At 71.5% G+C, this 11,960-nt stretch carries 12 protein-coding genes; 2 read left to right on the top strand and 10 right to left on the bottom strand.

Annotated elements, in window-relative coordinates; translation table 11 throughout:
* The first annotated feature begins 83 nt into the window (after positions 1-83).
* Positions 84-1,211, top strand: a complete 1,128-nt coding sequence (locus ACZ3II_RS26810) for a sugar ABC transporter substrate-binding protein (protein ID WP_465520496.1) — start codon at positions 84-86, stop codon at positions 1,209-1,211.
* A 51-nt stretch (positions 1,212-1,262) separates the two neighbouring features.
* Here ACZ3II_RS26810 and helR read toward each other — a convergent pair whose 3' ends face one another.
* The 4 genes from helR to ACZ3II_RS26790 all read right to left on the bottom strand — a co-directional run bounded on the left by helR (position 1,263) and on the right by ACZ3II_RS26790 (position 5,303).
* Positions 1,263-3,371 (bottom strand): RNA polymerase recycling motor ATPase HelR, encoded by a 2,109-nt coding sequence (helR, locus tag ACZ3II_RS26805; protein WP_465520495.1) that lies wholly within the window; start codon positions 3,369-3,371, stop codon positions 1,263-1,265.
* A gap of 125 nt (positions 3,372-3,496) precedes the next feature.
* Positions 3,497-4,504: an LLM class flavin-dependent oxidoreductase gene (locus ACZ3II_RS26800; RefSeq protein ID WP_465520494.1), complete on the bottom strand. Its 1,008-nt coding sequence runs from the start codon at positions 4,502-4,504 to the stop codon at positions 3,497-3,499.
* 9 nt (positions 4,505-4,513) lie between these two features.
* The gene (gene smpB / locus ACZ3II_RS26795; protein ID WP_465520493.1) at positions 4,514-5,002 is read right to left on the bottom strand and encodes an SsrA-binding protein SmpB; all 489 of its coding nucleotides are present in this window, start codon (positions 5,000-5,002) and stop codon (positions 4,514-4,516) included.
* Positions 4,995-5,303, bottom strand: a complete 309-nt coding sequence (locus ACZ3II_RS26790) for a hypothetical protein (RefSeq protein ID WP_465520492.1) — start codon at positions 5,301-5,303, stop codon at positions 4,995-4,997. The genes smpB and ACZ3II_RS26790 overlap by 8 nt, the downstream gene beginning before the upstream one ends.
* A gap of 93 nt (positions 5,304-5,396) precedes the next feature.
* Between ACZ3II_RS26790 and ACZ3II_RS26785 the strand changes: the two genes are divergently transcribed.
* On the top strand, positions 5,397-5,639 hold the full coding sequence (locus ACZ3II_RS26785) for a hypothetical protein (protein WP_465520491.1): 243 nt from the start codon (positions 5,397-5,399) through the stop codon (positions 5,637-5,639).
* Positions 5,640-5,645: 6 nt separating this feature from the next.
* On the opposite strand, the gene ACZ3II_RS26780 is transcribed toward ACZ3II_RS26785, so the two are convergent.
* The 6 genes from ACZ3II_RS26780 to ACZ3II_RS26755 form a co-directional block, all read right to left on the bottom strand.
* Complete coding sequence (locus tag ACZ3II_RS26780; protein WP_465520490.1) at positions 5,646-6,077, bottom strand: DUF1801 domain-containing protein; 432 nt, start codon at positions 6,075-6,077, stop codon at positions 5,646-5,648.
* A gap of 294 nt (positions 6,078-6,371) precedes the next feature.
* Complete coding sequence (locus tag ACZ3II_RS26775) at positions 6,372-7,436, bottom strand: cellulose binding domain-containing protein (RefSeq protein ID WP_465520489.1); 1,065 nt, start codon at positions 7,434-7,436, stop codon at positions 6,372-6,374.
* A gap of 299 nt (positions 7,437-7,735) precedes the next feature.
* Positions 7,736-9,184, bottom strand: coding sequence for a (Fe-S)-binding protein (locus ACZ3II_RS26770; RefSeq protein ID WP_465520488.1), 1,449 nt, complete (start codon positions 9,182-9,184; stop codon positions 7,736-7,738).
* Positions 9,184-10,416: an FAD-binding oxidoreductase gene (locus ACZ3II_RS26765; protein WP_465520487.1), complete on the bottom strand. Its 1,233-nt coding sequence runs from the start codon at positions 10,414-10,416 to the stop codon at positions 9,184-9,186. Before ACZ3II_RS26765 ends, ACZ3II_RS26770 begins: the two co-directional genes overlap by 1 nt.
* A complete protein-coding gene (locus tag ACZ3II_RS26760) occupies positions 10,416-11,432 on the bottom strand; it encodes an FAD-linked oxidase C-terminal domain-containing protein (protein ID WP_465520486.1) in 1,017 nt (338 codons plus the stop codon). The genes ACZ3II_RS26765 and ACZ3II_RS26760 overlap by 1 nt, the downstream gene beginning before the upstream one ends.
* A gap of 46 nt (positions 11,433-11,478) precedes the next feature.
* Positions 11,479-11,862 carry an FAD-binding protein gene (locus ACZ3II_RS26755; protein WP_465520485.1) on the bottom strand — a complete coding sequence of 128 codons (384 nt, stop codon included), beginning with the start codon at positions 11,860-11,862 and terminating at the stop codon, positions 11,479-11,481.
* Positions 11,863-11,960 lie beyond the last annotated feature (98 nt).

The raw sequence follows: 11,960 nt of genomic DNA, 5'->3' as shown, positions 1-11,960 counted from the left end.
GGCCGTGACGCGCTGGCCGATACTTGGCGGACCGTTCAGCGTCTCCGCGCAGCTCGGGACACCGTGAGAGGAAACACATCGCCATGCGCAAGTCTCTGGCCATCCTGGTCGCCGCCGGCCTGCTGACTTCGGTCACGCTCACGGCATGTGACGACGGGGGCGAAGACGGCGCCGCCGGGAGCGTGGCGACCACCAGCGGCGGTAGCGAGAAGGTCACCGGCAACGACGGCATCGCCGTGATCCTGCCGGACACCAAGTCCTCCCAGCGGTGGAGCACCGACGACCCGAAGTACCTGGAGGCGGCCTTCAAGAAGGCGAACGTGCCGTACCAGATCTTCAACGCCGAAGGCAACAAGGACGAGTTCCAGCGGATCGCCGAGACGGCCCTGGACAAGGGCTTCAAGGTGCTGGTGATCGCCAGCCTCGACTCGGTCAGCGGCAAGGCGGTCATCCAGAAGGCCCACGACCGCAAGGTCCCGGTGATCGACTACGACCGGCTCACCCTCAACGGCGGCGCCGACTACTACGTGAGCTTCGACAACGTGGCGGTCGGCGATCTCCAGGCCAGGGGGCTGGAGAGCTGCCTGAAGGCCAAGGAAATCGAGAAGCCGGTCATCGCCGAGCTGAACGGCTCGCCCACCGACAACAACGCCACCCTGTTCAAGGAGGGCTACGACGCCCACCTGAGCACGATGTTCAACGCCGGCCGGGCGGTCCAGGGCCCCGACCAGTTCGTGCCGGACTGGGACAACGACGAGGGCCGTGAGATCTTCGCCCTGATGCTCAAGCAGTTCCCGAACATCAACGGCGTCCTCGCCGCCAACGACGGTCTCGGCAACGCGGCCATCGAGGTGCTCCGCGAGAAGGGCCTCGCCGGCAAGGTCCAGGTCACCGGCCAGGACGCCACGACCCAGGGCCTGCAGAACATCCTCGCCGGCGAGCAGTGCATGACCGTCTACAAGGACGTGAAACTGGAGGCCGACGCGGCCGCCGAGCTGGCGATCAACCTGTTCCAGAACAAGAAGCCGCAGCTCAAGGACAAGCTGAAGGACCCCGAGTCGGGCGCCTACGTCCAGTTCCGGAAGCTGACCCCGCGGGCGATCACGATCAACAACGTGAAGTCCGTGGTCGAGGCCGGCTTCGTGGACGCCGCGGCGCTCTGCACCGCCAAGTACCGCAAGGCCTGCCGCACCGCCGGCATCGTCAAGTAGGCGGTCCGTTCTTCGTCCCGGCGCCGGCGGAACCGGCGCCGGGACCCACCGTCAGGTGCGCAGGACGGCCAGCCGGCGGGTGGCCCGGGTCATCGCGACATAACGGTCGACGGCGCCCTCGATCCCGTCCCCGAACGTCTCCGGATCGACCACCACGACCAGGTCGAACTCCAGGCCCTTGGACAACTCGGGGGTGAGGACCCGTACCCCCGGGAAATCGATCGGACCGCGAGCGATCACGCACGCCGTGCCCTCGCGGTGATCCGCCAGGATCGTCTCCAGATCGGTGACGGGACCGTGATGGACCGGGATCCCGCTGCTCCGGATCGAGGTGGGCACGTTGGCGTCCGGCAGCGCGGCCCGGATCACCGGCTCCGCCTCGGCCATCACCTCCTCCGGCGTCCGGTAGTTGACGGTCAGCGACGCCATCGCGATCCGGTGGAGACCCACCCGTTCCAGGCGCTCCGGCCACGACTCGGTGAAGCCGTGCCGCGCCTGCGCCCGGTCCCCGACGATGGTGAGACTCCGCGACGGGCAGCGCGACAGCAGCATCCGCCACTCCGCGTCGGTGAGCTCCTGCGCCTCGTCCACCACGATGTGCGCGAACGGGCCGGCCAGCAGGTCGGGGTCGGCGGCCGGGAGCGCGCCCCCGGTGTCCAGCACCTCCCGCAGGTCCTGCTGGCGCAGCATGGTCATCAGGCCCTCGCCGTCGTCGTACTCGTTCGACGCGATCAGATCGTCGACGACCCGGTCCATCGCCCGCCGGCCGGCCGCGACCGCCGCCCGCTCCCGGCGCCGCCGATCGGACGCCGCCGGGTCGCCGAGCCGCTGCCGGGCCGCGTCCAGCAGCGGCAGGTCGGACACCGTCCAGGCCCGCGGGTCGTCCCGCTGCAGCGCGCGGATCTTCCCGGCGCTCAGCCAGGGCGCGCACTTGCGCAGGTACGCCGGGACCGACCACAGATCGGCGACCAGGTCGGTGGCCTCCAGAACCGGCCACGCCCGGTGCAGGGCGGTCCGCAGCTCCGGGCTGCGCGCCAGTTCCGCCTCGCTCGCGCCGGACCGTTCGGCGAGGATCGCGTACAGCTCCTCGGCGATCTGGTCGCGCGCCTCGTTGTGCGGGGTGCCGGGGTCCGGCGCCTCGAACGCCGCGGCCCAGTCCGCCGCGGTCACCCGGACGTCACCGTCGCCGGTGCCGACGGTCAGCGGCGTCACCGGCGGCTCCTCGTAGAAGCGGACCGCCGCGTCGATCGCGCCGACCAGGGCCGCCGACGACTTCAGCCCGGCCACCGCCGGATCGGCCTCCACCCCGGCGTGCGCGCCCTCGGCCACCAGGTCCCGGATCGTGCACGTCTGCACGTCGTCCTCACCGAGGTTGGGCAGGACGTCGGCGACGTACGCCAGATAGGGCTCGTGCGGCCCGACGAACAGCACACCGCCCCGGCCCCGGCCCAGCCGCGGATCGGAATAGCGCAGGTAGGCGGTCCGGTGCAGGGCCACCACGGTCTTGCCGGTGCCCGGCCCGCCGTCGACCACCAGCGCGCCCGCCGAACCGGCCCGGATGATCGCGTCCTGGTCCGCCTGGATGGTGCCCAGCACGTCCCGCATCCGCGGTGACCGGCTGCTACCCAGGCTGGCGATGAACGCCGACTGGTCGTCCAGAGCCGCGTTGCCGTCCAGCCCGTCGGCGTCGAACACCTCGTCCCAGTAGTCGGTGACCCGGCCGTCCGACCACCGGTACCGGCGGCGGCTGACCAGGCCCATCGGGCCGGCGTGGGTGGCGCCGAAGAACGGCTCCGCGGCCGGCGACCGCCAGTCCACCAGCAGCCGCCCGCCCGCGCCGTCGGTCAGCCCCAGCCGCCCGACATAGACCGTCTCGCCGTTCGCGAACACCATCCGGCCCAGGCACAGGTCCAGGCTGTACCGGCGCAGCGACCGCAGCCGCGCGTTCATCCGCCGGACCGCGTCGTCCCGGTCGACCGCCTGCCGCCCCTTTCCGGCGGGCGCGCGCCGTTCCGCGTCGAGCTGTTCCGACAATGCGGCGATCGACCTCTGGAGGCTTTCCGCTATTTCCGCGAAATGCTTTTCGTCGGCCGCGATCATCGCCGGCTCCGCTTTCGCGGCGAGCCGCTCCGGCAGGGCGAAAGCGCTGGTGGCAGACATGTTCACGGCATCCCCGTTTCGGCAGACTGCGTTACGGTGGACGATTCTCCGCCGCAACCGGGGTCTTGCCGCAAGCCCCACCCTGTGCTATAGCTTAGAAGTGGCGGGAGAGTGTTTCGCCCTCCTCAATCGCCCTTCATCAATTCCCGGACCCGTGGGATCACCTCTTCGGCATAGAGCCGGATGCAGGTCATCAGCTGATCGTGCGGCAGCGGCCCGTGGGAGTACTTCAGGTCGAAACGGTCGATGCCCAGCGCCTGGATCGTCGCCGCGATCTTCCGGGCCACCGTCTCCGGCGAGCCGACGTGCCAGGCGCCCTCGGCGACATCGGCCTCGAACCGGTCCCGGGTGATCGGCGGCCAGCCCCGCTCCCGGCCGATCCGGTCCAGGTTGCGGCGCGCGTGCGGCCACAGGACGTCGGCCGCCTCCTGATCGGTCGCGGCCACGAAACCCGGGCAGTGCACGGCGATCGGCTGCGGCGCCTGGTCCAGCTCCTTGAGCGCGCGGTGGTACAGCTCGGTGTACGGGGCGAACCGGGCCGGGGCGCCGCCGATGATCGCCAGGACCAGCGGCATGCCGTACTGCGCGGCGCGGACCACCGACTCCGGGCTGCCACCCACCCCGATCCAGGTGCGGATCGCGCCGGACGCCGTCTTCGGGTAGACGTGCTGCTCGACCAGCGGCGGCCGGATCGAACCCTCCCAGGACACCGGGCCCTCGGAGAGCAGCTCCGACATCAGATCCAGCTTCTCGGCGAACAGGCGCTCGTAGTCGCCCAGGTCGAACCCGAACAGCGGGAACGACTCGGTGAACGAGCCCCGGCCCAGAATGATCTCGGCACGGCCGCGGGCGACGGCGTCCAGGGTGGCGAAGCGCTCGAAGACCCGTACCGGATCATCGGAACTCAGCACCGTGACCGCCGTGCCCAGCCGGATCCGCTCGGTCCGCGCGGCGATCGCCGCGAGCACGATCTCCGGCGCCGAGATCGCGTAGTCGTCGCGGTGGTGCTCGCCGACGCCGAAGAAGTCGATGCCGAGACGGTCCGCGAGCACCCCCTGCTCGACGACGTCCCGGATCACCTCCGGATAGGGCTTGCCGTTGACGTCACCGAAAGTGTCCAGACCGAATTCCACGTGCCGAGCCTAGCGGCGGCCGTCGACGCCTTTCAGGCGACGGCCCATCTCCTTGGCGATCTCCTTCTTGGCGTCCCGCTCGGCCATGACCTGCCTTTTGTCGTACGATTTCAGGCCGCGCGCCAGACCCAGCTCGATCTTGGCCCAGCCGTCCTTGAAATACAGCGACAGCGGCACCAGGGTCAGGCCGGAGCCCTCCTTGAGCTGGTTCAGGATCTTGACGATCTCGACCTTGTGCAACAGCAGCTTGCGGGTACGCCGCGGCGCGTGATTCGTCCACGAGCCGAACCCGTACTCCGCGATGTGCAGGCCGTAGAGCATGATCTCGCCCTCGTGCTCCTGCGCGAACGTGTCCACCAGCGACGCCCGGCCCAGCCGCAGCGACTTCACCTCGGTGCCGGCCAGCACCAGACCCGCCTCGTACGTCCGCAGGATGGCGTAGTCGTGCCGCGCCTTCTTGTTCGACGCGATCAGCTTGACGCCGGTCTCCCTAGGCACGCTCGTCCACCACGGCGGTCTGCATCGCCACCAGGTCGGCCGGGATCGGGCGGCGCATCGAGTACGTCACGCTGCTCAGCCGGTGCGGCTCGCCGATCACGTGGATCACCGACCGGTCGTACGCCTGCCAGCCGGCCGCGCCCGCCCGGTTCAGATGCCGCAGGTCGTCGAAACGCTCGTCGGTGCCCCAGCGCAGCACCCCACCCGGATGATGGAACGTCGCGGTCCAGTCCATGAAACGGTCGGCGCCGAGCGTGCCCGCCGCGCGGTACTCCAGTCGCGCGTACTCCCAGTTGTCCACCGGATGATTATGCCGTCCGATTCGGCCCGTTGCCGCCCGAGAAACGGGCTTCGTGGGAGTTCCGCTCCCCGCGGCGTGCGCAGGATGTCGATCATGACCGATGGCCTCCTCCGGCACCGGCCCGGCCGCGACGGGTTCGTGCCGGCGCGCGGGCAGCGACCGGAGAGAGCCGCTGACGGTACGGAGATCGACCTGCTCGCGGCGATCCCGCTGCACCCGGCCGAACTTACTCCCCAGCGCCGGCACGGGCCCGCGGCACTGATCGACATCCTCCACCAGGGCCGCGTGCCCGAACCGCTCGAACCGTCCCGGCCCGCCCTCGTTCCCGGCGCCTGAACGACGCTACTGCGGCTCGGCCGTCACGGTGCGGCCCGCGAGATGCCGGAAACCCTCGGCCACCAGGTCTCTCAGGACCGCGTGGTCGACGTCGGCGAGACGCTTCAGATAGAGACACGACTTTCCGGTACGGTGCGGGCCGAGCCGGGCCAGCAGATCGCCGGCGCCGTCGAAACCCGTCGAGATGTACAGGGTCAGCGCCTGCTTGCGCGGCGACAGGCCGACCGGTGGCCAGTCGCCCTCACGGCCGGACGCGTACCGGTAGTGGTACGTCCCGAACCCGATGATCGAACCCCCCCACATCGCCGGCGCCACCCCGGTCGCCTCGGTCATCAGCGTGACCGCGGCCTCCGCGTCGGCCCGGCGCGCCGGATCGGTGACGGCGGCGAGGAACGCCGCCACGCTCTGCTCGTTCCGTTTCGTCTTCGCTTCCGCCATCCCGCCAGTCTGGGCCGCGCCGCCCGCCCGCGGGATCACCCGAGCGGACGGCACCCCGGCCGGCCGCAGATCGTTCCTGGCGCCTGACTCAGGCCGTGACGGCGCCCGGCCGGCGCTCAGGGCTGTCTCGCGCGCGTTGAGGCAGCCGTGAGCGCCAGCCGGGGTTTGCCGGCTCGTTGTCACGGCTGTCTCGCGCGCGTTGGGGCAGCCCTGAGCGCCAGCCGGGGTTTGCCGGCCGGTCGTCAGGGCTGTCTCGGGGACGCTGAGACGGCCCTGGCGATCGGCTGAGCAGGGTCAGGGGAGAGCGTCCCGGACGGCGGGGAGCCATCGGGCCGCGATCTTGGTGTTGCCGGCGTCGTTGGGGTGGACGCCGTCGTACGTGTCGGTGGCCGTGTTGAACCCGGTCCACTGGTCGACGACGGTGATCGGGGAGGCGGCGGTCGACAGGGACGCGGCCCAGGACGGGATCGCGGCGTTCAGGGTGACCACGCGCTGGCCGCAGTCGGCGCAGGTGGACGGGTTCAGCGGGATGATCTGCGCGACGATGATCTTGATCTTGGGGTTGGCGGCGCGCATCTGGCCGACCAGGGTGGTGTAGGCGTTCAGGATCGTGGTGGCCGGGATGTTGCTCCACGCGTCGTTGGTGCCGAAGTGCATCAGGACCACGTCGGGATCGCTCGCGGAGAGCCAGGCGGGGAGCAGGTTCTGGCTCGCCACGTTGGTGACGAGGTAGCCGCCGTGGCCCTCGTGCTCGCCGTCGTACGGGAACCCGCAGCCGTCACCCGGAAGCGTGCCGACGAAGTCCACCGCGGTGGCGGGCAGTTGCTGCCAGAGCTGGGCGCGCCAGCAGCCGGGGGAGCCGGTGATCGAATCGCCCAGCGCCATGATCTTCGTCTTGCCGCCGGTCGGGTCCGGGGTCGGGTCGGTGGGGGTGGGATCGACCGTACCGGTGCAGGTCACGCCGTTGAGGGAGAACGACGTGGGCGCCGGGTTGGAGCCGGTCCACGATCCGTTGAACCCGAACGAGGCCTTGCCGTTGGTCGGGATCGCACCGTTCCAGCCGGTGTTGCGGACGGTGACCGACGACCCGGACTGGGTGACCGAACCGTTCCAGAGCTGGGTGATCGTCTGGCCGGCGCCGAAGCTGAACGCCACCGACCAGCCGGTCACCGGGTCGCCGAGATTGGTGACGTCGACGTTTCCGCCGAAGCCGCCCGGCCACTGGCTGGACACCGTGTACTTCACCGAGCAGCCGGCGGCGGCGTGCGCGACGCCGCCGGTGACCAGGGTGAACGCGGCCGCGGTGGTGGTGGCGAGGAGGGTCGTCAGGCCGAGCGAGGCCCATTTCCGTCGATGCATGGGGATGCCTTCCGGGGGAGGTGCTTGACGGGACGTGCGGGGAGGGGCATGGTGGGAGCGCTCCCAATTTAACGCATATCAATGTGTTGGGCGGGTCCCCGTCCGCCATTCGCTCAGAACGCCGCCACGCGAGGTGCTGGATCAGACGTGCGGCGCGATGGGATGGGTGCCGTACGGGCGGGTGACCGTGGTGGGGGAGAGGTCGGCAGCGCGGGGGCGCAGCGACCTCGCTCAACGGCCACCGGCCGGGAGAGCGCGGGGAGAACGGGTGCTACGGGACCCGTTCTCCCCGCGGTTCCTCACGGCGCGGATGTCAGCGTGGCCGCGGGCAGCCCGCGGATCGAGGCGTCCAGGACGTGGGCCGTGTGGGCGAGGGCGATCGTTCCACCCCGGCGGCGGACCGCGGCGGCGACCTGCATGAGACAGCCCGGGTTGGCAGTGACGAGCAGCTCGGCTCCGGTGGCCAGGACGGCTTTCGCCTTGCGGTCGCCGAGTTCGGCGGCCGGGCCCGGATTGAGTACGTTCCACACGCCCGCCGATCCACAACAGATCTCCGGATCGGCGATCGGGCGCACCTCCAGCCCGGGGATGCCGCGCAGCAGGGCCCGGGGCTGTGCGCGGACACCCTGCGCGTGCCCGAGATGACAGGCGTCGTGGTACGCGACCGTCATCGGCAACGGGTGCCGGATGGCGACGGGCCCCAGTTCGGCCAGCAGTTCGGCCAGGTCACGGACCTTCGCGGTGAAGTCGGCGGCCCGCCTCGCGTACGCCGGGTCGTCGGCGAGCAGCTCGTCGTACTCCTTCAGCGACGAACCGCAGCCCGCCGAGTTGACCACGAAGTAGTCCATGCCGGTGCTCTCGAACGTGTCGATCAGCCGCCGGGCGAACCGCTGCGCCTCGGCCCGGCGGCCGTTGTGCACGCTCAGCGCCCCGCAACATCCCTGGCTCGGCGGGATCAGCACCTCACAGCCTTCGGCGGCGAGGACCCGTACCGTCGCAGAATTGACGTCCGGAAAGAACGCGCTCTGAACACAACCGGTCAGCATGCCGACGACGGCGCGGCGTTCACCGCGGGCCCTGACGCGTTCCGGAGGGCGCGGCACCCCGCGCAGGCGCGGAGCCAGGGATTCCAGGGTGGCGAGGGTCGGCGCGAGGCGTTCGAGCAGGCCGCTGCGGGCGACGAGCTTCTGAAGACCGGATCTCTGGTACGCCCGGAGCGGTCCCCGCAACAGCCGGAGCCTGCGGGGGTACGGGAACAGCGCGAAGATCGCCGCCCGCAGGGCCCGGTCCCGCGTGCGCCGGGCGTGGCGGCGTTCCACCTGGGCCCGCGTGTCCTCGATCAGCCGGTCGTAGCGGACGCCGGACGGGCACGCCGTCACACACGCCATGCAGCCGAGACACCGGTCGAAGTGGGTGACCGTCGAGTCGCTCAGCGGCTCGCCGGAGAGTCCCTGCCCGATCAGGTGGATCCGGCCGCGTGGCGAGTCCATCTCCTCGCCCCAGAGCACATAGGTCGGGCAGGTCGTCAGGCAGAACCCACAGTGAACACAATCGGACACGATGTCGGCGCTGGGCGGATGGTGGCCATCGAACGCGGGTTCCCCCGGCGGCACCGTCCCGTTCTCCGCGGCCCGCAGCGCGTCGACCGGCGGCGTCCCGGTGCCGTGCGTCGCGCCGACCGGCGTCCGGCCATCCGCGGCAGCCCCGCGATCGTGGTGGACGGGGCGGGGGCCGTCGGTGCCGGGCATCAGATTCCTCCCACGAAGCGGCCGGGGGCGAAGCGGTGATCCGGGTCGAACTGGTCCTTGATGCGGCGCATGAGGTCGAGGCCGGGTACGGGGCCCCACATGTCGAGGCCGTCGCGCGTGCCGCCGGGTGCGGAGAGCACCACGGCGTGCCCACCGGCGGCGGTCGCTGCCGCCCGCAGCACCGCAACGATCCGGGCGACCGCGTGGCGGTCAGGGGTGGGGGTGGCCGTGTGGCCGTGCGACGCGGAGGAGAACGTTCGGTCGGTGGTGGAGGCGCCGGTGCTGGTTGCGGGGATGCCTGCGTAGAGGACGCCTGTACCGGCGGAGCCGCGGATCGTGAGGCCGGCGTCGACGGCGGCCGTGACCAGGTCCGGGACGCGGGAGAGAGCGGCCGTGAGTTTCACCAGGAGACCCCCGGGCGGGGCAGGGGGAACGCCCCACCAGGGTGGAGGTTCGGTGGTGACGTCGCCGCCGAGCAGGCGGGCCACGGCGGCGGCGCGGTCGCGGACGCCGGCCGGGGTGCCTTCCAGCAGGACGGCGATCTCCGGGTCCGCGCCGGGTGCGGCGTTGATCTCGATGGCGCTGGGTGCGAACTGCGCGGACAGGACCCGCGCGGCCAGGCCGCTGGGAGCGATGGCCCGTACGAAAGCGGTGGTTACCGGAACCGGATGCAACCGGAAGACGCACTCGGTGATCAAGCCCAGCGTGCCGAAGGAGCCGGTGAAGAGTTTGCCCAGGTCGTAGCCGGCGACGTTCTTGACCACCTTGCCGCCCGCCTTCGCGATCCTGCCGTCCGGGCGGACCACGGTGATGCCGATCAGCAGGTCGCGGGCCGTGCCGTAGCGCAGCCGGCGGGGGCCGCTGGTGTTCGCCGCGACAGTGCCGCCTGCCGTCGCCGCGGCGGGCGCGTCCAGGGCGAGTTGCTGGCCGGGCAGACGGTGCAACTCGGCCATCGGGGTGCCGGCCCGGACCACGGTGATCAGGTCGCCGGCGGCGTGTTCGACGACTCCGGCCATCCGGCGCGTGTCGATGATCAGGTCCAGGTCGCGGGGTGGCGGGCCCTGCTGCAGCCGGGTGCCGCCGCCGCGGACCACCACGGTGAGATCGCGGGCGGCGGCGATCAGCGCGGCGGCCTCCTCGGTGCCGGCGGGCGCGGCCACGAAACGGGCGGGCACCCCGCAGACCACGTCGTCGTCCCCGGCTTTCACCGCGAGATCGTCGAGCACGCTCATCAGAAGACCTCCGCGCCCTGATGCTCGAAAGCGCCCTGCCTGCGCCCCGGCCGTTCGCCGCACAGGCGCGGGGTGGGGAAGACCTTGCCCGGGTTGGCCAGGCCGTCCGGGTCGAACGCGCACCTGACCAGCTGCATCGTGTCGAGGTCGGTGTCGCTGAACATGCGGGGCATGTACCGGGCCTTGTCCACGCCGACGCCGTGTTCGCCGGTGATCGAGCCGCCGTACTCGATGCACAGGTCGAGGATCGCGCCGGACACCGTCTCGGCGCGTTCCGCCTCGCCCGGCACCGCGTCGTCGAACAGCACCAGGGGGTGCAGGTTGCCGTCGCCGGCGTGGAAGACGTTCGCCACCCGGACCCCGTGCGCCGACGCGACGTCGGTGATCCGGCGCAGCACCTCGGGCAGCGCGGTCCGGGGGATCACCCCGTCCTGGACGATGTAGTCGGGGCTGATCCGGCCGACCGCCGCGAACGCCGACTTGCGGCCCCGCCAGATCAGTTGCCGTTCGGTGTCGTCGGCGGCGACCCGGATCTCGAACGCCCCGTTCGCCTCGCACAACGCTGTGACCTCGTCGAACTGAGCTTGCACCTCGGCGGACGGGCCGTCCAGCTCGACCACCAGGACCGCGCCGGCGCGGGGCGGGTAGCCGCAGTGCACCGCCGCCTCGGCGGCCTCGATGGAGAGCGCGTCCATCATCTCGATCGCGGCCGGCACCACCCCGGCCGCGATGATCGCCGACGTGGCCGCGCCGGCCTGGTCGGTGCCGTGGAAGGCGGCGAGCAGGGTCCGGACCGTCTCCGGCAGCCGGGTGAGCCGCACCGTGACCTCGGTGGCGACGCCGAGCGTGCCCTCCGAGCCGACGAACGCGCCGACCAGGTCGTAGCCGGGGGTGTCCGGGGCGGCCCCGCCGAGCCGGACCAGGTCGCCGTCCGGGGTGACGATCTCCAGGCCGGTCACGTGGTTGGTGGTGAACCCGTACTTGAGGCAGTGCGCGCCGCCCGAGTTCTCCGCCACGTTCCCGCCGATCGAGCAGATCTGCTGGCTGGACGGGTCGGGGGCGTTAGCCGTGCGGGGTGGCGGCCTGTGTGACCTGCAGGTTGATCACGCCGGGCTGGACGACGGCGCGTTCGTCCGCCGGGCGCATCTCCAGGATGTCGCGGAGCTGCGAGGTGACGATCAGGACGCCGTCGGCGTGCGGCAGCGCCCCGCCGGACAGGCCGGTGCCGGAGCCGCGGGCGACGAACGGGACCTTCGCGCCGGCGCAGGCGCGGACCACGGCGGCGGTCTGGGCGGCGGTGCGGGGAAGGGCGACCAGCGCCGGGATCACCTTGTAGTGGGCGAGGCCGTCACACTCGTACGTCCGTAGCTGTTGCCTGTCGGTGAGCACCTGGTCCGGGCCCAGGGTGATCCGCAGGCGGGCGGCCAGTTCATCGATCGCGGTCATGCGCGTGGACCTCCTCGGCGACGCTGCCCTGGGGTCACGCTAACCCTGTTCGACCTCCGGCGCGAGAAGCAGAGCGCCGCCGCGTACGGCAGCGCCTC

This window comes from Actinoplanes sp. NPDC019969, assembly GCF_055562375.1.
The sequence above is the reverse complement of the archived record's forward strand: the minus strand, read 5'-3'. Positions and strand labels throughout refer to the sequence as shown.